The following is a 17711-nucleotide window of genomic DNA, read 5'->3' on the forward strand; positions in this document are numbered from 1 at the left end:
GCGCACCCTATGCGCTTGGGCGGTTTTCTCCTAAGCTGACGGCGAAGGAGACCCCCCATGACAGCGACCCCTGCGAGTCTGTGCGACGCTTGCGCAAATGGCGTGCCCGCATGTTGCAACACCCTCCGCAACCTTCAGGCGGAGCCTCTGTCCGGGACATGACCACAGCCCCGCCCACCGACACGCGGTTCTTCGTCGGGCTGGCCCTGCGCCTGATCGGCTTGATCATCCTGCTGCTGGCGGCGGTCTATTTCGCCGCGCAGGTGAAAGAGGCCATCGGCTTTGCCGTGAGGCCCGACAACGAAGAGATGGTGCGCAAGCTGATCCTGCTTGGCCTCATCGCCTATATCCTGCTCACGGCCCTGCCCTTTGTTCCGGGGGCCGAGATCGGGATGACCCTGCCCACCGTATTCGGCGCGCAGATGGCGCCGCTGATCTATCTCGCCACGATCCTGAGCCTGCTCTTGGCCTATTCGGTCGGGCGCGTGGTGTCGCTGGAGAAAACCGCAGGATTTCTGCGCCGGGTCGGGCTGGTGAAACTGCCCTCCTTTCTGGAAACCCTGTGCCAGGCCCCGAAAGAAGACCGGCCAAAGGTGCTGATCGAGTCGACCGGCCATCCGGCGCTGCGGCGTCTGGCGCTTTATCGCTATGTGGCGCTGGCCCTGCTGATCAACACGCCGGGCAATTCGGTGATCGGCGGTGGTGGCGGCCTGTCCTTTGCTGCCGGGCTGAGCGACGTGTTCACGCTGCCGAAGTTCCTCCTGACGATTTTCATAGCGGTGCTTCCCGTGCCACTCGCTGTGTTCCTGTTTGGCGTTTGAAAAAACTTAGCCATATGGATAAGTTTCCGTTGCACGAATTCCCGGACACTGTAACTTAGCCACATGGCTAACCAACTCGATTCCGTTTTCTCCGCAATGGCCGACCCGACCCGTCGGGCGGTGATCGAGCGTCTGCTCGACGGCCCCGCCAGCGTGACCGACCTGCACGGCCCACATGACATGGCGCTTCCGTCTTTCCTCAAACATCTGGGCAAGCTGGAAAAAGCCGGTCTGGTGCGCTCCGAAAAAACCGGGCGCACCCGAATTCTGCACATCGAAGCCGCCCCTATGGCTGCTGCCGAAGACTGGCTCGCCCAACAGCGCAGGCTGTGGGAAGGTCGCCTCGACCGGTTGCAGGCGCTGGCCGAAGCTCTTGAAAGGCCCAGGACATGACTGCCCCCATCGCCACCTTCCGCCTGACCCGCACCATCGCCGCCCCGCAGGACCGCCTCTGGCACCTGCTGACCGACGCCAAATCACGCGAGATCTGGGGCGCGCCCTCGGATGACGCCGTGCTGGTTCTGGAAACCACCGACCTGCGCGAAGGCGGCCACGAACGCCACCGCTGCGGCCCCGCGGACAATCCCGAATTCACCGTCGACACCCATTGGTATCACATAGACACCCCCACACGCGCCTGTTTCACTGAAACGATCACCGCAGGCGGGCAGCGGTTCGGCGTGTCTCTTGTGACCTATGTCCTCGCCCCGGACGGCCCGTCGACCAACCTCACCGTCGATGTCGCCGTCGCGTCCATGACCGGCGAAGACATGCAGGACGATTTCCAATCCGGCTGGACCAGCGGCCTCGACCGTCTGGACCGCCTCATCCGCTCAGGAGAACTGGCATGAGCTTCAACCCCGACACCGACCTTCAGATCGAACGGCTGATGAAAGCCAGCCCGGAAACCATCTGGCGCTGTTGGGAAGAACCCGAGCTTTTCAAGCAGTGGTTCACACCGCGCCCGGTCGAAGTGACCGAAGTGGAGAACGACCTGCGCGCGGGCGGACGTGCCTTCAACGTGATGAAATTGCCGGACGGCACCCTGATCGAAAACGACGGCTGTTTCCTGCTGGCTGACCGGCACTCGCGGCTGGTCTATAGCGACGGAGTCCTGCCCGGTTTCCGCCCCTCACCGACCCCCGCCTTCATGACAGCGGATGTCCGTCTGATCCCGCAGGACGGCGGCACGCTCTATCACGCGCATGTCATGCATTCCGATTCGGCCAAGCGCGCGGAACACGAAAAAATGGGCTTTTTCGATGGCTGGGGCACCGCGTTCGAACAATTGGCCGCCCTCGTTGAATGCCTGTGAAACAGGCATTCAACCCGCGTTGACCACCAAACAGGCACAAAATCACTTGCCAAACCGCGCCCCGCTTGCCTAGCCTGACCCGACAACAGGGATACCCCCGCGTGTTTTCTACGCCGCATCGAGGGCGCGCATATAACGGGGCATATTGGTAAGGCGGCAGGTTTTTCACATGGATATCACCTTTCTTCTGAACGGAGAGAGCGTGGAGCTGCGAGACGTGTCCCCCACGGCAACGCTGCTCGATTGGCTGCGCGAAGAGCGCGGCCTCACTGGCACCAAGGAAGGCTGTAACGAAGGCGATTGCGGGGCCTGCACGGTGATGGTCACCGATGGGCGCGGCGCACGGGCGCTGAACGCCTGCATCCTCTTCCTTCCGCAGCTGGACGGCTGCGCGGTGCGCACAGTCGAAGGCATCAGCGCCCCTGACGGCACCCTGCACCCGGTGCAGCAGGCGATGATCGACCACCACGGATCGCAATGCGGCTTCTGCACGCCCGGTTTCATCGTTTCGATGGCGGTGGCCCACTTGAACGGTGACCGAAACCACGACGACGCACTGGCGGGCAACCTCTGCCGCTGCACCGGCTACGCCCCGATCATCCGCGCGGCCGAGGCTGCCAGCGAACAGCCGGCACCCGACTGGCTCAAAGAGACCCCTCCCGCTTCTTTGGGCTCAAAAATACCTTCGGGGGGTCTGGGGGGCAGACAGCCCCCCAGCCTCAACGCCCCGGAAACGCTGGACGATCTCGCCACCGCCTGCGCCGCCCGTCCCGATGCAACGCTGGTTGCAGGAGCGACGGATGTGGGTCTCTGGGTCACAAAATCCCTGCGCGATCTGGACGACGTCATCTTCCTCAACCGCTGCACCGAACTTCAGCAGATCGAGGAAACCGACGACCGCCTGCGCATCGGCGCGGGTGTAACGATGGACCGGGTACTGGCAGCGGTGCGCGACCTGCACCCATCATATGCCGAAATGATCCGCCGCTATGGCTCGACACAGGTGCGCGCTGCCGCGACCATCGGTGGAAATATCGCCAACGGCTCGCCCATCGGGGACAATCCTCCCGCACTGATCGCACTGGGGGCCATCCTGCACCTGCGGGCGGGGGACCATTGCCGCAACATGCCGCTTGAGGATTTCTTCATCGACTACGGCAAACAGGACCGCGCCAAAGGCGAATTCGTGGAGGCCGTCACGATCCCGCGCCACGCGCCGGGGCTGAAGGTCTACAAGCTGTCGAAACGCTTCGATCAGGACATCTCGGCCGTCTGCGGCGCGTTCAACATCACCGTGTCGGGCGGCACGGTCACAGAGGCCCGCATCGCCTTCGGCGGCATGGCAGGCACCCCGAAACGCGCCAAAGCGGTCGAAGCCGCCCTGACCGGCAAGCCGTGGTCCGAGGCCAGCATCCGCGCCGCGATGGGACAGATGGCCAAGGATTACATGCCCCTGTCGGACATGCGCGCCTCGGCCGATTACCGTCTGCAGGCAGCGGAGAACATGCTCCTGCGCTATTGGCACGAGGATCAGGGCATTGCCTCGAACGTGCTGGAGGTGTCGGCATGAGTGTCGCCAAACCCCTCCCCCACGACGCGGCCCATCTGCATGTCACCGGACAGGCGCGCTATGTCGACGACATCCCGACGCCGAAAGGCACGCTGCATCTGGCCTTTGGCCTCAGCAGCATCGCCGCCGGTCGGATCAGTTCCATTGACCTCGACGAAGTACGGACCGCCCCCGGTGTGGTCGGCGTCTGGGAAGCCAAAGACCTGCCCAGTGACTGCGATTGTTCGCCGTCCGCCCATGACGAACCGATGCTGTCGGGGGCCACGATCCACTACCTTGGTCAGCCGATTTTCCTGGTCGCCGCCACCAGCCACCTCGCTGCCCGCAAGGCGGCGCGTCTCGGGCAGATCAGCTATGCCGAACGCGATGCGATCCTGACCATCGACGAGGCGCTGGCCGCCGACTCGCGCTTCGAGGACGGCCCACGTATCTGGGAAAAGGGCGATGCGGGTGAGGCCATCGACACCGCACCGCGCCAGATCAGCGGCGTGATCGAGATGGGCGGGCAGGAACACTTCTACCTCGAAGGCCAGTCCGCCATGGCCCTGCCGCAGGAAGGCGGCGACATGGTTGTGCATGCCTCGACCCAGCACCCAACCGAAATCCAGCACAAAGTTGCCCACGCCCTGCACCTGCCGATGCACGCGGTCCGGGTTGAGACGCGGCGCATGGGCGGCGGCTTCGGCGGCAAGGAAAGTCAGGGCAACGCTTTGGCCATCGCCTGTGCCGTTGTGGCATCGGCCACCGGGCATCCGGCCAAGATGCGCTACGACCGCGACGATGATTTCATGATCACCGGCAAACGGCACGATTTCCGCATCGAATACCGCGTCGGGTTTGATGATCAGGGTGTGATCTCGGGGATCGAGTTTGAGCAGTACACACGCTGCGGCTGGGCGCAGGACCTGTCCCTGCCAGTCGCAGATCGGGCCATGCTGCACGCCGACAACGCCTATCACCTGCCCCATGTGCGGATCGAAAGCCACCGGCTCAAGACCAACACCCAGAGTGCGACGGCGTTCCGGGGCTTTGGCGGACCGCAGGGGATGCTCGGGATCGAGCGGGTGATGGACCATATCGCGCATGATCTGGGGCTCGACCCGGTCGCGGTGCGGCGGGCGAATTACTATGCGGCTGAGGTCGAGGGGGCGCTGCCCCCGCCTTCGGCCCCCCGGAGTTTATCCGGCAAGATGAAGGAGCAGGACATCGCTTCACGCGGGTCCGAGGAACTGGCAGAGAACACAGGTGCTGCGGGAGCGGTTGCCGAGCAGACCACGCCCTATGGGCAGGTGGTCGAGGATTTCATCCTGCACGACATGACGGATCGGTTGCTGGACGGCGCGGATTACGACGCGCGGCGTGCTGCGGTGGCGAAGTGGAACGCGGGCAATGCCGTCATCAAGAAAGGCCTTGCCTTTTCGCCGGTGAAGTTCGGGATTTCCTTCACGTTGACGCATCTCAATCAGGCCGGCGCGCTGGTGCATGTCTATCAGGACGGTTCCATCCACATGAACCACGGTGGCACCGAGATGGGACAGGGGCTGTTCCAGAAGGTGGCGCAGGTGGCCGCAGACCGGTTTGGCGTGCCGCTGGAGATGGTGAAGATCACCGCAACCGATACGGGCAAGGTGCCCAACACTTCCGCGACAGCGGCCTCATCAGGGTCGGACCTCAACGGTATGGCGGTCAAGGTTGCCTGTGACACGATCCGCGACCGGATGGCGAACCATCTGGCGAGCCTGCATCAATGCGACGCGCGGGATGTGGTGTTTGCCGATGGACAGGTGCGCGTTCAGGGCGAGACCTACATTTTCGCGAAGGTCGCGCAGATGACCTATGAGGCACGGATCAGCCTGTCTGCGACGGGGTTCTACCGCACGCCGAAGCTGAGCTGGGACCGCATCAAAGGTCAGGGGCGACCGTTCTTCTATTTCGCCTATGGCGCAGCGCTCAGCGAAGTGGCGGTGGACACGCTGACCGGCGAATACCGCATCCTGCGCACGGACATTCTGCATGATGCCGGGTCGTCGCTGAACCCGGCCTTGGACATCGGGCAGGTGGAAGGCGGGTTTGTGCAGGGCGCGGGTTGGCTCACAACCGAGGAACTGGTCTGGGATCAGTCTGGCCGTCTGCGCACGCATGCCCCCTCGACCTACAAGATCCCCGCCTGTTCCGACCGGCCCGACGTGTTCAACGTCGCGCTCCGGGACGGGCGCAACCGGGAAGACACGATCTACCGCTCCAAGGCGGTGGGCGAGCCGCCCTTCATGCTGGGCATGTCGGTGTTTCTGGCCCTGTCCGATGCGGTGGCGGCTTGCGGCGACGGCTATCCGGCGCTGGACGCGCCCGCCACGCCGGAACGGGTGCTGGCGGCCATTGAAAGGGTGCGGAATGGCGTTTGATCTCAATGCCTTGCGCACTGCCGTTGCCGCACATGACCGGGTCGCCCGCGTGGTGATCGCCGAGGTGCAGGGCTCCTCCCCGCGCGAGGTGGGGGCGGCGATGGTGGTCTGGGACGGCGGGCAATCCGGCACAATCGGCGGTGGCGCGTTGGAGTATCAGGCGGCGCAACAGGCCTTCGCCCGCGAAGGGTTCAGCCGCCACCCGCTTGGGCCGGCGCTTGGCCAGTGCTGCGGCGGGGCGGTAACGCTGCTTTCCGAGGTCTACGATGCCGAAAAGCTTGCCGCGCTCGACGGCGAAACCGTCATCGCGCGCGGTCCGGGCGAGATGCCGCTGGCCGTCAAGCGCATGACCACCTGCGCGCGCCATCAGGGCGTCGATCTGCGCCCGCGCATGGTGCAGGGCTGGTTTGTGGAACCCGTGGCACAGCCAACCCGGCCCGTTTGGATCTGGGGTGCAGGTCATGTCGGACGGGCGCTCGTGGACGTGCTGCACCCGATCCCCGAGATCGAGATCACCTGGGTCGACACCTCGCCCAACCGCTTTCCCGACGTCATCCCCGAGCGCGTCAACGCCCTGCCCGCCAGCGACCCGCTGCGTGTCGTGGCCCATGCGCCGCAAGATGCCGCGCATCTGATCCTCACCTATTCCCACGCGCTTGACCTGAGCCTGTGCGATGCGCTTCTGCATCACGGGTTCGGGTTCACCGGCCTCATCGGGTCGGACACCAAGAAAGCGCGTTTCACCTCTCGATTGCGCAAGATGGGCCATTCGGACGCCCAAATCGCACGCATTTGCTGCCCAATTGGGCAAAAATCCCTTGGAAAGCACCCTCAGGCGATTGCCGTCGGGGTTGCTGCCCAGCTATTGAGCCTCGCAACGACCAAATCAGGTGCCCTTTGCCCGACGACCTCCTTCGCCTCGACGGCCTGACCAAAGCTTATCCCGGCGTCGTCGCCAATGACGACGTGTCCTTCGATATCCGCGAAGGGGAAATTCACGCATTGCTGGGCGAGAACGGCGCAGGTAAGTCGACGCTGGTCAAGATGATCTACGGGCTGGTCAAGCCGGACAAGGGCAGCATGACGCTGCGCGGCAAACCCTATACGCCCTCCGAACCCAGTGCGGCGCGTCTGGCCGGGGTGGCGATGGTGTTCCAGCATTTCTCGCTATTCGACGCGCTCGACGTGGCCGAGAACGTGGCGCTGGGCATGGAGAATCCACCCAAGCCGCGCGATCTGGCCCGCCAGATCCGCGAGGTGTCGGAGACCTACGGCCTGCCGCTCGATCCGTCGCGCACCGTCGGCACACTGTCGGCAGGCGAACGGCAACGGGTCGAGATCATCCGCTGCCTCTTGCAGGACCCGAAACTGCTGATCATGGACGAGCCGACCTCGGTGCTGACGCCGCAGGAGGTGGAGATCCTATTTGAAACCCTGCGCAAGCTGAAATCCGAGGGTACGGCGATCCTTTATATCAGCCACAAGCTGGAAGAGATCCGCGCGCTCTGCGATCACGCCACGATCCTGCGGCTGGGCAAGAAGGTTGCGACCTGCACGCCATCCGAGACCACCGCACGCGCGATGGCTGAAATGATGGTCGGCTCCAGCTTTGCCTCCCCGGCCGCAAAGGCCAAGACGCCGGGAGAAGTGCTCCTGCGGGTCGACAACCTGACCATGCCTGCGCCCGGCGCGTTCGGCACACCGCTGCGTGGCATTAGCTTTGAGCTGCGCGCGGGCGAGGTGCTGGGCTTTGGCGGGGTTGCGGGCAACGGGCAGGACGAATTGCTGCTGGCGCTGTCGGGCGAACGCACCACCAAGCGCGGCACGATCTGGGTCAAGGGCGCGGATGTGAGCCGCGACGGCCCCGTGGCGCGCCGTTCTGTGGGCTTCCTGACCGCCCCCGAAGAACGGCTGGGCCACGCGGCGGCCCCGAATATGAGCCTGACGGAAAACGCGGTTCTGACGGCGGGACGACGGCAGCGACTGGTCAAGAGCGGCTTCATCAACTGGAAACGCGCCGATGGCTTTGCGCAGGACGTGATCAAACGCTTCGACGTGCGCACCCCCGGCACCCATGTGGCCGCGCGGGCGCTGTCGGGCGGGAACCTGCAGAAATTCGTCATCGGGCGCGAAGTGGCGCAGAACCCCGATATCCTCGTGGTCAACCAGCCCACCTGGGGTGTGGACGCAGCGGCGGCGGCGGCGATCCGGCAAGCGCTGCTTGATCTCGCGGCGCAGGGCGCGGCGATCCTCGTTGTCAGTCAGGATCTGGACGAGTTGATGGAAATCGCCGACCGCTTTGGCGCATTGAACGAAGGGCGGCTGTCTGCGCTGAAACCGGTCGCGGATCTGAGCATCGACGAAATCGGCCTGATGATGGGCGGCGCACATGACATGGAGGTGGCCCATGTGGATGCGTGATGCCTTTTCCCAAGACCAGCGCCGCACGGCGACCGCGGAAATGCATATTTCTGAAAAGAAGAAGCGAAGGCAGCGCGCTTCCTCCCCTCCTTCTTCTTTTTCCAAATATGCAAACTCCAACAGCAGCCACCACGCGAAACGGGAGGGCGGCCAATGATCCGGCTCGAAAAACGCCCGCAGCCCTCAAAAGCGTGGACGGTGGCGACACCGATCCTTGCGGTCATCCTGACAATGATCTTCGGCGGTATCATGTTCGGCCTGATTGGCACCTCGCCGGTTGAGGCGATCCGGACGATCTTCTGGGATCCCTTGTTTCACCCGCAGTTTTCCGGCTTTTCGCGCCCGCAGCTTCTGGTGAAGGCGGGGCCGCTGATCCTGATTGCCATCGGGCTTTCCATCGGCTTCCGGGCCGGGATCTGGAACATCGGGGCCGAGGGCCAGTACATCATGGGCGCCATCTGCGGCGCGGGGGCAGGTCTTGCGCTTTACCCGATGGAGTCGGCGCTGATCCTGCCGTTGATGGTGGTTGCTGGCGCTTTGGGCGGTTGGGCCTGGGCGATGATCCCGGCGCTTTTGAAAGTGAAGTTCGGAACCAATGAAATCCTTGTGTCGCTGATGCTGGTTTATGTGGCCGAGAATATTCTCGCCTCGGTCTCTTCCGGCCTGTTGCGCAATCCCGAAGGCATGGGCTTTCCCGGCTCGCGTAACCTGTCGCAATGGTCGTCCTCGCAGAACCTTGAATTGATCCCGAATACCGGCATGCACCTTGGCGTTCTGGCGGCCTTCATCGCGGTGATCCTCGCCTATGTGCTGCTGACGCGGCACATTCAGGGCTACAATATCCGCCTTACCGGCGAAGCGCCGCGCGCCGCCAAATTCTCGGGCGTGTCGCCTGCGCGCACGGTGCTGTTCTGCCTTGGGTTGGCCGGGGTGCTGGCGGGCATGGCGGGGCTTTTTGAGGTCACCGGACCGGCAGGGCAGATCAGCATCGACTTCGGCTCGGGCTATGGCTTTACCGCGATCATCGTGGCCTTCCTGGGCCGGTTGCACCCGGTGGGCATCCTGCTGGCAGGGCTGTTGATGGCGCTGACCTATATCGGCGGCGAACTGGCGCAGCTCATGCTGGGCGTGCCCGGGGCGTCGATCCAGCTGTTCCAGGGGATGCTGCTGTTTTTCCTGCTCGGGGTGGATGTTCTGACCAATTATCGCGTCCGGTTCGGCGCGGCGGAGGTGGCGTGATGGGGAGCAATACTCTCAAACCCGCACTCATGGGCTTGATGATGGGCGCGATGATGCTCTGGATGCTGCATGGCTGGCTGATCGGTGAGGGCCCGGCCAATGTGGTGCTGTTCGTGCTCGGGCATGTGGCCGTGGTTGCGGCAGTTGCGCTGCTTGTCGCGCTGGGTCTGCACCGGCGCTTTCCGGTTCTTGAGCGGCTCGCGCGTCACCGGCCGAGCTTTTCACATGTCGTCATCATGCTGGGCAGTGCCGCGCTCTTTGCGCTCGTCGTCCACCTCGTGCATGGAGCGCCGGCATGGACCTGAGCGCAATCAATCCCGTTCTTCTGGTCGCTTCGATCATGATCTCGGCCACGCCGATCCTGCTGGCCGCGATTGGCGAAATGGTGGTCGAGAAATCCGGCGTTCTGAACCTCGGTGTCGAGGGCATGATGATCACCGGCGCGGTGATCGGCTTTATCGTCGCCATCAATACCGGCGCGCCGCTTCTTGGCTTTGCCACCGCTGCCATCGCCGGCGCAGTGCTGTCTTTGGCCTTTGGCGTGCTGACGCAGATCTTCCTGTCCAATCAGGTTGCCACCGGGCTGGGGCTGACACTTGTCGGGCTGGGTCTGTCCTCGCTTCTGGGCAAACCCTATGAGGGGCAGAAGACCGTCACTCTGCCCAAGCTGGACATCCCCATTCTGAGCGATCTGCCCGTGGTCGGACGAATGCTCTTTTCGCATGACATCATGGTCTATCTCAGCCTCGGCATCGTCGTCGCCGTCTGGGCGTTCCTCAAACACACCCGCGCCGGGCTGATCCTGCGCGCGGTGGGGGAAAGCCACGAAAGCGCGCACGCCTTGGGCTACAAGGTGATCCGGGTCCGGATGCTGGCCATCATGTTCGGCGGGGCCTGCGCCGGGCTGGGCGGCGCCTACCTGAGCCTTGTGCGCGTGCCGCAATGGACCGAGGGCATGACCGCCGGTGCGGGCTGGATCGCGCTGGCCATTGTGGTCTTTGCCAGCTGGCGCGCGGGACGCGTTCTGGTCGGTGCCTATCTTTTCGGCGGCATCACCGTGCTGCAACTCAATCTGCAGGCCGCAGGTCTGACATGGGGGGTGCAGTACTTGTCCATGTCGCCCTATCTGATAACGATCCTCGTGCTTGTTTTCATCTCGTCCAACCGCAGCCGCAGCAGCCATGATGCGCCCGCGAACCTTGGACAGACCTTCCACGCGACCCGGTAGACAAACCGGGCGCATCCAATCCAACGGGGCCGCTGCCGCCCCACCAACCGGGAGATACCCTATGATCCGCAGAACCCTACTTGCCACCGCAGCCGCGGGCCTGACGCTGGCCTTTGGTGCCCCTGCCATGGCGCAGGACGTGACCAAAGCGTGCTTTGTCTATGTCGGCCCCATCGGTGACGGCGGCTGGACCTTCCAGCACCATCAGGGCGCGCTGGCCGTAAAGGAAGAATACGGCGACAAGGTCGAGATCGCGTGGCAGGAAAGCGTGCCGGAAGGTGCCGACGCTGAACGTGTCATCACGCAGATGGCACTGTCGGGCTGCAACATCATCTTCACCACGTCCTTCGGCTACATGGACCCGACCAACAACGTCGCGGCCAAGTTCCCGGACGTGAAGTTCGAACATGCCACCGGCTACAAGCGCGAGCACCCGAACGTGTCCACCTACAACGCGCGCTTCTATGAAGGCCGTGCCGTTGTCGGCCACATCGCTGGCAAGATGACCAAGACCAACAAGATCGGCTACATCGCGTCCTTCCCGATCCCCGAAGTGATCATGGGCATCAACTCCTATTACCACCACGCCAAGCTGGCGAACCCGGATGTGGAGCTGGTGGTCACGTGGGCCTACACATGGTTCGATCCGGCGAAAGAGGCCGATGCGGCGCGCGCCATGCTCGATCAGGGTGTGGACGTGATCACCGCGCACACCGACTCGACCGCACCGCTGGCCGAGATCGCCAAGGAAGGCAGCAGCGCATGGGGCTTTGGTCAGGCGTCCGACATGGCGGCCTTCATGACCAATGACGACGGCACCCCCGGCCCGCGTGTGGCCTCGATCATCGACGAATGGTCGCCCTACTACGTCAAGCGCGTGGGTCAGCTGATGGACGGCACCTACGAGCAGGTTGACAGCTGGGCCGGTATGCCGGAAGGCGAAGTGGTGATCGGCGCAATGAACGACGCCATCCCCGATGACGTGAAGGCCGAAGCGCAGGCGATGATCGACGCGATCACCGCAGGCGAGTACCACCCGTTCACCGGCCCGATGAACAAGCAGGACGGCTCTGCATGGCTGGCAGAAGGCGAGACCGCAGATGACGGCACCCTGCTGGGCATGAACTTCTACATCGAAGGCATCACCGGCGACATCCCGAACTGATCGCGCATCAGCTCAATCCAAGAAGACCGAAAGGCCGGGCGGACATGCCCGGCCTTTTTCGTTTCGACCCCGCGTATCGGACAGCAGGTCCGACAGAACCGCCAACGGTGTCCGCAGCTTACTTCTGCAGGGACTGCAGGTACCCGACCAGATCGGCAATTGGCTGTGACACCAGCATCGGCTGTCCGCTGGGCAGCTTCATCGGCGTGTTGGCGACACCCTCGAAATACAGCCCGTAGACCGGCATGGGCGAACCATGGCTGACCAACGGGTCCGTTCCGTCAATCCGCTTGAGCACCCGCTCCAGCGGAAACTCACCGCCATTCCCCGCGGCCAGCGCCGTCAGGTCTGCAGGTTGCAACAGCAACGCGCCGGCCAGCGGGCCCTTCCCTTCGGCGTTGGCACCGTGACAAGCGGCGCAATGGGTCTGGAACAGCGATTTGCCGTGATCGACATCCTGCGCCCACAGGGCCGAGGCGCAGAGGCCAAACGCGGCAAGACAGGCAAGGCTACGTCGCATGGAGGTCACTCCTTCTGACTCAAGACAGGGCAACTCTGCCGGAAATCATCTCACGCGGCGTTGATCCGGATCAATCCTTTGGCGCAGGGGCAAAATCGCACTAGCTTTGCATCAGGCAAAAGCGAGGTTCGCCATGCGGTTCCTTCTGTTGATCCTTCTTCTGACGTTTTCCACACCTGCCCTTGCGCAGGACACCGATCTTGAACTGGTGCTTCTGGCGGATGCTTCAGGCTCCATTGACCAGCGCGAGATCGACTTTCAGCGTCAGGGCTACGCGCAGGCGATCACCGATCCCGAGGTGCTCGCCGCGATTGCGAACACCGCCTATGGCTCGATTGCCGTGACCTATGTCGAATGGGCCGCCAACACGGCGGTCGTGGCCGACTGGATGCGGATTGACGGGCCGGAGAGTGCAACGCTCTTTGCCGCCGAGCTGCTGAACAAGCCGCGTCAGGCCTACGGGCGCAACGCCATCGGCGCGGCGCTGCTCGACGGGTTGCGGCTGATGGAGACAAACCAATATGACGGCTGGCGGCGGGTGATCGACTTTTCCGGCGACAGCGTGCGGAATTATTCCGGTCCCTCGATCGAGGAAGCACGGTCCACAGTGGTGGCGGCGGGCGTGACGATCAACGCCCTGCCCATCCTGCGCCCCGACGACCCGGGGCGCGCGCAGGGCGGGCTTGAGGCGCAATACGAGGCGCAGATCATCGGCGGCCTGGGTGCGTTTGTCGTCACCGCCGAGAACCGCGCGTCCTTCGCCGAGGCGGTGAAGCGGAAACTGATCCTGGAGATCTCGGGCGAGATGCCATCGCGGGAGGTGGCGGACGCGCGCTAGGGCTCACCGTCCTTCTCGGGCCTGACCCGAGGATGATGGTTTAAAGTTTTACTCGTCCAGCGACCCGTGTACCGCCAGCAGCGTCAGTTCCGCCTCCTGCGGTTCGATCACGCGGAAGCTTTCCTTCACCCCGGCTTCGGTCAACTCGCGGCTCACCGTCAGCAGCGTGTTGGGCGCGTGTTCGTCACAGAGCTCGGCCATATGCGCGATCTCTGCTTCGGCCACCGGGCGCGCGGCCTCAACGGACGGCGCACCGTACATATCGACGAAATGCTGCGCGAGACCCTGAACCACCGCTTCGTGCTCCACCGGTTCCATCTGCGTCACCGCGACGAAACTCACCCGGCCAAAGGTCTCGGCCCCCAGCCAGCCATTGGTGAACGCCTGTTTGGCGCGGCCTTCCAGATCGGCCTCGGACCAGTTGGAAAACTCGAACCCGCCAGAGATGCACCATTCGCCGGTGCGCGCCGGGGAATGGAACACGCGCTGGTCACTTTCGTCGAAATGGATGGCACGGGCCAGTTTCATGTGCGGATCTCCAGAAGGTCGGTCACAGGCAGGAGCATGGTCTGCCCATCGGTGCGAAGCAAGAGGCCAAGCTTTTCATCAAGGCCGAGGAAGTGCCCGGTTTTGCCCAGAACGCTGCCGTCCTGCCCCATCCCATGCGCCAGCCCTGACCATTCGGCGTGGAGCGGCCCCATGCCATCGTCCTCCCACCGGCTGATCCAGTTGAGCAGGTGCCGCGACCAGCTTTCCAGCAGACCGACAGGTGTCAGGTCGACACAGCCTTCGCTCATCAGGTCGGTTTCATCCGGGGTTTCGCCACCCGCCATGTCGGGACGGGCAAAGACCAGATCGAACCCGGTGACCAGCCAGCCGGGCTCGGCGGTGGCATCGGCCGTATCGGTCGCGCCGCGAAGCCCGCCGCAGAGCGCGCCATTCACCCGGATCGGCCCGTCCCAGCAAAGATGCACCGCCATTTCCGACGGCCCCAATGCACCCAGCGCGTTCTGCACCGCGACCCCCGTCAACGGCAGCATCGCCGCCGCGTCGGACAAAGGAACCTCGGGGGCCAGAACGATGGCCGCGCGCAACCACTCGGGGTTTGCGTCATAGAGGATCGTGCCCGCGTCGCAGCCCCGCGCTGCCTCGGCACAGGCGGCATCGAACGGGTCGGCTCCCGCCGCATTGATGCCCTGCATCAGCGGCGGGAAGGTTGGTCCGCTCATCATGCCTTTCCGGCAGAGATCAGCGTGCGGGCCAGATCGCGGAACGCCCCGGCCTGTGCGCTGTCGGGTTTCGACACGACGATCGGCGCACCGCCATCGGCGGCCTTGCGGATGTCGAGATGCAGCGGGATTTCCGCCAGCAGAGGCACTCCGAGCTTGGCCGCTTCCGCTGCAACACCGCCATGACCGAAGATGTGTTCTTCGTGGCCGCAATTCGAGCAGATATGCGTCGACATGTTCTCGATCAGCCCGACAATCGGCACGTTCATCTGGTTGAACATGTCGATCCCCTTGCGCGCATCCAGAAGTGCGACGTCCTGTGGGGTCGAGACCACAACGGCACCATCGACATGCGCCTTCTGCGACAGGGTCATCTGCACGTCACCGGTGCCCGGCGGAAGGTCCACCAGCAGAACATCCAAAGCACCCCACTGCACCTGCATCATCATCTGCTGCAACGCACCCATGAGCATCGGCCCGCGCCAGACAACCGCCTGACCTTCGTTCACCATCAGACCGATGGACATCATGGTCACGCCGAAATTGCGCATCGGCAGGATGGTCTTGCCATCCGGGCTGGCGGGGCGACCCGACACACCCAGCATCCGCGGCTGGCTGGGGCCATAGACGTCGGCATCCAGAAGACCAACCTTGCGACCTTCCGCCGCCAGCGCACAGGCGAGGTTCGCCGACACGGTGGACTTGCCCACCCCGCCCTTGCCCGAGGCGATGGCCAGAATGCGGTCCACACCGGGGATCTTCTCGGGGCCAGCCGGTTTCGGACGTGCGCCGCCTTTCAGATCGGGGGGCGGTTTCGGCGCGCTGTGCGCCGTCATCACCGCCGACACGCTGGCCGCACCCAGTGCCTTGACCGCCTCTTCTGCCGCCAGCCGCACCGGGCCGTAGGCGGTGGCCTGATCCGGCGCGACCTCGATCACGAAGCGCACCGCGTCGCCATCCACGTTCAGTGCCCGCACCACCCCTGCAGACACGATGTCCTGTCCCGAGGCCGGATCGGCCACGGCTTTCAATGCGGCCAGAACCGCGTCACGCGTCAGAGCCACGTCAGTCCTGTCCCTTGATGGTGCCGGTTACGACATGCTCGAGATCGAGCCCGTCAATCGTCAGCACCACCTTCGCATCGAAGGTTTTGCCGCTGGTGTCGGCGTCGCGCATCGCCTCCTCGATCGCCTGTTGGGACGTGACCCCAACCTGCTTCAGGAACTTGCGCATGGACATGTTGAAATCATCGCTCATCGGTTCTCTCCCCTTTGGCTCCGCCCGTTCGATGCGAGCTAGAGCGTTGACGGGTGTAAGCCAGCCCCTTTAGGCTTTCAAGCAAGGAGGCGACACCGGATGATGGCACGACATGGATACCGGGCGCTGGCTCTGGCATCGGGGGTGGTGCTGGCCACGCTCAGCCCGGCTGCGGCTCAGGACAAGACGTTCAACCTCGCGGCGCCGGAAGCTCTGGTCGAAAGCGGCCTGCTGAAATTCATCCTGCCGCGCTTTTCGCTCAAGACCCAGACGCGGATCACGCTGGTAGAGCCCGGCACAGCCGCCGATGCCAGCTTTGGCGAGGAGGGCATCGTGGCGTTCGAGGGGCTGGACACGGTCTGGCGCTTTGATGCGGGCGAAGACGCAGACGCCCAGCGTTTTGCCGACTGGCTGCGCTCGGATGTGGGGCGTGGCACGGTGGACAGCTACGAAGTCGATGGCGCGGCGCTCTTCACCTCCGAGGTCGAGGTGAAACAGGTGGTGGTCGAAGTCACCTATGACGGCGACGCCCTGCGCGGCGAGGAAGCCTCGCTGGCATTCTGTGGCCGATGCCATGTGGTCAGCGAAAAGAACCGCATGAACTCCATCGGCTCTACCCCGTCCTTCGCGGTACTGCGGACGCTGCGTGACTGGCAGGAGCGGTTTCAGGCCTTCTACGTCCTGAACCCGCACCCAGCCTTTACCCAGGTGGCCGATGTGACCGAACCCTTCGACCCGACGCGCCCCTCGCCGATCCACGCGTTGGAGATCACGCTGGACGATCTGGAAAACATCATGGCCTTCGTGCAGGGGATTGCGCCCGCCGACCTGGGCAACCCGATCCAGTCTTTGCAGGATTGAGGCAGAACGCCCTTGGACGGGCGCTCCACCGCGATTTCGAAATCGCGGAAGCCGTTTCGAAAGGCTGAGTTCGAGTTTCGTTACAACAACCGTGCGGCAAATGGCGTTGACGACTTAGAAAGGGCTTCTGTGGCACTTTCTGGTGTGGTCGGTAAGAGGATTCTTTACCGGGACTCGTTAGGCGTGTAGAATCTGCGCCGGAGGCGCAGAAGTTGGCTAAACCAATTAGGATCACGATCAAAGGCACGGACAACCTTGGCTTCGATGCGCCAACGGTCGAAGACCTTTTGTCTCAAGTCCAAGACTTCGTTAGCATTTTGCACGGTGTTGAAGATGCAATTGCAGATGGAGACGGCAAAGAAATTGATTGGCGTGTCACGGACGCAAGCAAGAATTCCCCTCTTACACTTGAGGTGACACCATTCCCAAAGCGCCATGCGATGAATATTGATAATCGGGCCGCCGAAGTTGTTTTCGCTGCGGCTTCCGGCTTTGCTTCTCTCTCTCAGCGGGCCGAGCGGCCAAAGCACTTTTCTGACCCGGTGATTAGGAAAACAGAAAAGGTCATTGAACGCATCACGAACGGCTTGGACTCTACGCTAGTAGACGTATCTGCTTATGAAGGCGTTCCGCCGATTTCTTTGGACCGCAATAGCGCCCAACGCACAGGAAAAAACCTTGAACGGTTCAGAAGCCCAGATGCTGTTCCCTACAGAGAACTTGGTTCTATTGAGGGCTTCATTTCCAAAGTCGAGCTGGATGGTTACAACAGGCCGGTCGTCTGGCTGAAATCCCGGATTGACGGCCAAAGCGTCAAATGCATCGCAAAACGTCGAGGCTTATGG

General features: G+C 63.4%; 21 protein-coding genes. 16 read left to right on the top strand and 5 right to left on the bottom strand.

The window, feature by feature from the left end:
• Positions 1–158: 158 nt before the first annotated feature.
• The 13 genes from MGEO_RS08520 (at position 159) to MGEO_RS08575 (ending at position 12161) form a co-directional block, all read left to right on the top strand.
• On the top strand, positions 159–821 hold the full coding sequence (locus MGEO_RS08520; RefSeq protein WP_085636294.1) for a hypothetical protein: 663 nt from the start codon (positions 159–161) through the stop codon (positions 819–821).
• 63 nt (positions 822–884) lie between these two features.
• A complete protein-coding gene (locus tag MGEO_RS08525) occupies positions 885–1214 on the top strand; it encodes an ArsR/SmtB family transcription factor (RefSeq protein WP_085636295.1) in 330 nt (109 codons plus the stop codon).
• On the top strand, positions 1211–1672 hold the full coding sequence (locus MGEO_RS08530) for an SRPBCC domain-containing protein (RefSeq protein ID WP_085636296.1): 462 nt from the start codon (positions 1211–1213) through the stop codon (positions 1670–1672). The genes MGEO_RS08525 and MGEO_RS08530 overlap by 4 nt, the downstream gene beginning before the upstream one ends.
• Positions 1669–2136 (top strand): SRPBCC family protein, encoded by a 468-nt coding sequence (locus tag MGEO_RS08535; protein WP_085636297.1) that lies wholly within the window; start codon positions 1669–1671, stop codon positions 2134–2136. Before MGEO_RS08530 ends, MGEO_RS08535 begins: the two co-directional genes overlap by 4 nt.
• Before the next feature lie 169 nt (positions 2137–2305).
• Positions 2306–3706: a xanthine dehydrogenase small subunit gene (gene xdhA / locus MGEO_RS08540; protein ID WP_085636298.1), complete on the top strand. Its 1401-nt coding sequence runs from the start codon at positions 2306–2308 to the stop codon at positions 3704–3706.
• Positions 3703–6108: a xanthine dehydrogenase molybdopterin binding subunit gene (gene xdhB / locus MGEO_RS08545; protein WP_085636299.1), complete on the top strand. Its 2406-nt coding sequence runs from the start codon at positions 3703–3705 to the stop codon at positions 6106–6108. Before xdhA ends, xdhB begins: the two co-directional genes overlap by 4 nt.
• Positions 6098–7039 (top strand): xanthine dehydrogenase accessory protein XdhC, encoded by a 942-nt coding sequence (xdhC, locus tag MGEO_RS08550; protein WP_085636300.1) that lies wholly within the window; start codon positions 6098–6100, stop codon positions 7037–7039. The genes xdhB and xdhC overlap by 11 nt, the downstream gene beginning before the upstream one ends.
• Complete coding sequence (locus MGEO_RS08555) at positions 7006–8529, top strand: ABC transporter ATP-binding protein (protein WP_085636301.1); 1524 nt, start codon at positions 7006–7008, stop codon at positions 8527–8529. The genes xdhC and MGEO_RS08555 overlap by 34 nt, the downstream gene beginning before the upstream one ends.
• Complete coding sequence (locus MGEO_RS21370) at positions 8516–8686, top strand: hypothetical protein (RefSeq protein ID WP_158090997.1); 171 nt, start codon at positions 8516–8518, stop codon at positions 8684–8686. Before MGEO_RS08555 ends, MGEO_RS21370 begins: the two co-directional genes overlap by 14 nt.
• Positions 8683–9768, top strand: a complete 1086-nt coding sequence (locus MGEO_RS08560; protein WP_085636302.1) for an ABC transporter permease — start codon at positions 8683–8685, stop codon at positions 9766–9768. Before MGEO_RS21370 ends, MGEO_RS08560 begins: the two co-directional genes overlap by 4 nt.
• Complete coding sequence (locus tag MGEO_RS08565; RefSeq protein ID WP_085636303.1) at positions 9768–10073, top strand: hypothetical protein; 306 nt, start codon at positions 9768–9770, stop codon at positions 10071–10073. Before MGEO_RS08560 ends, MGEO_RS08565 begins: the two co-directional genes overlap by 1 nt.
• Positions 10064–10996: an ABC transporter permease gene (locus MGEO_RS08570; protein WP_198948093.1), complete on the top strand. Its 933-nt coding sequence runs from the start codon at positions 10064–10066 to the stop codon at positions 10994–10996. Before MGEO_RS08565 ends, MGEO_RS08570 begins: the two co-directional genes overlap by 10 nt.
• A 61-nt stretch (positions 10997–11057) precedes the next feature.
• Positions 11058–12161, top strand: a complete 1104-nt coding sequence (locus MGEO_RS08575) for a BMP family ABC transporter substrate-binding protein (RefSeq protein WP_085636304.1) — start codon at positions 11058–11060, stop codon at positions 12159–12161.
• Positions 12162–12279: 118 nt separating this feature from the next.
• Here the strand turns inward: MGEO_RS08575 and MGEO_RS08580 are convergent, their stop codons facing one another.
• Positions 12280–12681: a c-type cytochrome gene (locus MGEO_RS08580; protein WP_085636305.1), complete on the bottom strand. Its 402-nt coding sequence runs from the start codon at positions 12679–12681 to the stop codon at positions 12280–12282.
• 133 nt (positions 12682–12814) lie between these two features.
• On the opposite strand from MGEO_RS08580, the gene MGEO_RS08585 reads away from it, so the two are divergent.
• Complete coding sequence (locus tag MGEO_RS08585; protein ID WP_085636306.1) at positions 12815–13519, top strand: DUF1194 domain-containing protein; 705 nt, start codon at positions 12815–12817, stop codon at positions 13517–13519.
• Positions 13520–13567: 48 nt separating this feature from the next.
• Here MGEO_RS08585 and MGEO_RS08590 read toward each other — a convergent pair whose 3' ends face one another.
• From MGEO_RS08590 to MGEO_RS08605, 4 genes are read right to left on the bottom strand one after another with little or no spacing between them, the layout of a single operon-like run.
• Entirely contained in the window at positions 13568–14047 is a 480-nt protein-coding gene (locus MGEO_RS08590; protein ID WP_085636307.1) for a DUF6505 family protein, read from the bottom strand.
• Complete coding sequence (locus MGEO_RS08595) at positions 14044–14748, bottom strand: biotin/lipoate--protein ligase family protein (protein WP_198948094.1); 705 nt, start codon at positions 14746–14748, stop codon at positions 14044–14046. The genes MGEO_RS08590 and MGEO_RS08595 overlap by 4 nt, the downstream gene beginning before the upstream one ends.
• A complete protein-coding gene (locus MGEO_RS08600; RefSeq protein ID WP_085636309.1) occupies positions 14748–15812 on the bottom strand; it encodes an Mrp/NBP35 family ATP-binding protein in 1065 nt (354 codons plus the stop codon). Before MGEO_RS08600 ends, MGEO_RS08595 begins: the two co-directional genes overlap by 1 nt.
• A 1-nt stretch (position 15813) precedes the next feature.
• Positions 15814–16005 (bottom strand): DUF6494 family protein, encoded by a 192-nt coding sequence (locus tag MGEO_RS08605; RefSeq protein WP_085636310.1) that lies wholly within the window; start codon positions 16003–16005, stop codon positions 15814–15816.
• 102 nt (positions 16006–16107) lie between these two features.
• On the opposite strand from MGEO_RS08605, the gene MGEO_RS08610 reads away from it, so the two are divergent.
• Positions 16108–16866 (top strand): hypothetical protein, encoded by a 759-nt coding sequence (locus MGEO_RS08610; protein ID WP_233139766.1) that lies wholly within the window; start codon positions 16108–16110, stop codon positions 16864–16866.
• A gap of 212 nt (positions 16867–17078) precedes the next feature.
• On the top strand, positions 17079–17711 hold a 633-nt coding region (locus MGEO_RS08615), incomplete at its 3' end, for a hypothetical protein (RefSeq protein WP_143746250.1).

This window comes from Marivita geojedonensis, from assembly GCF_002115805.1.
Classification (GTDB): Bacteria; Pseudomonadota; Alphaproteobacteria; order Rhodobacterales; family Rhodobacteraceae; genus Marivita; species Marivita geojedonensis.

Excerpts from the sequence above, each read along its gene's own strand:
- MGEO_RS08605 (WP_085636310.1), bottom strand. The coding sequence starts at position 16,005 with ATGAGCGATGATTTCAACATGTCCATGCGCAAGTTCCTGAAGCAGGTT.
- MGEO_RS08520 (WP_085636294.1), top strand. The coding sequence starts at position 159 with ATGACCACAGCCCCGCCCACCGACACGCGGTTCTTCGTCGGGCTGGCC.
- MGEO_RS08560 (WP_085636302.1), top strand. The coding sequence starts at position 8,683 with ATGATCCGGCTCGAAAAACGCCCGCAGCCCTCAAAAGCGTGGACGGTG.
- MGEO_RS08580 (WP_085636305.1), bottom strand. The coding sequence starts at position 12,681 with ATGCGACGTAGCCTTGCCTGTCTTGCCGCGTTTGGCCTCTGCGCCTCG.
- MGEO_RS08590 (WP_085636307.1), bottom strand. The coding sequence starts at position 14,047 with ATGAAACTGGCCCGTGCCATCCATTTCGACGAAAGTGACCAGCGCGTG.
- MGEO_RS08610 (WP_233139766.1), top strand. The coding sequence starts at position 16,108 with ATGGCACGACATGGATACCGGGCGCTGGCTCTGGCATCGGGGGTGGTG.
- xdhC (WP_085636300.1), top strand. The coding sequence starts at position 6,098 with ATGGCGTTTGATCTCAATGCCTTGCGCACTGCCGTTGCCGCACATGAC.
- MGEO_RS08530 (WP_085636296.1), top strand. The coding sequence starts at position 1,211 with ATGACTGCCCCCATCGCCACCTTCCGCCTGACCCGCACCATCGCCGCC.
- MGEO_RS08525 (WP_085636295.1), top strand. The coding sequence starts at position 885 with ATGGCTAACCAACTCGATTCCGTTTTCTCCGCAATGGCCGACCCGACC.
- MGEO_RS08535 (WP_085636297.1), top strand. The coding sequence starts at position 1,669 with ATGAGCTTCAACCCCGACACCGACCTTCAGATCGAACGGCTGATGAAA.
- xdhA (WP_085636298.1), top strand. The coding sequence starts at position 2,306 with ATGGATATCACCTTTCTTCTGAACGGAGAGAGCGTGGAGCTGCGAGAC.
- MGEO_RS08570 (WP_198948093.1), top strand. The coding sequence starts at position 10,064 with ATGGACCTGAGCGCAATCAATCCCGTTCTTCTGGTCGCTTCGATCATG.
- xdhB (WP_085636299.1), top strand. The coding sequence starts at position 3,703 with ATGAGTGTCGCCAAACCCCTCCCCCACGACGCGGCCCATCTGCATGTC.
- MGEO_RS08575 (WP_085636304.1), top strand. The coding sequence starts at position 11,058 with ATGATCCGCAGAACCCTACTTGCCACCGCAGCCGCGGGCCTGACGCTG.
- MGEO_RS08565 (WP_085636303.1), top strand. The coding sequence starts at position 9,768 with ATGGGGAGCAATACTCTCAAACCCGCACTCATGGGCTTGATGATGGGC.
- MGEO_RS21370 (WP_158090997.1), top strand. The coding sequence starts at position 8,516 with ATGTGGATGCGTGATGCCTTTTCCCAAGACCAGCGCCGCACGGCGACC.
- MGEO_RS08595 (WP_198948094.1), bottom strand. The coding sequence starts at position 14,748 with ATGAGCGGACCAACCTTCCCGCCGCTGATGCAGGGCATCAATGCGGCG.
- MGEO_RS08585 (WP_085636306.1), top strand. The coding sequence starts at position 12,815 with ATGCGGTTCCTTCTGTTGATCCTTCTTCTGACGTTTTCCACACCTGCC.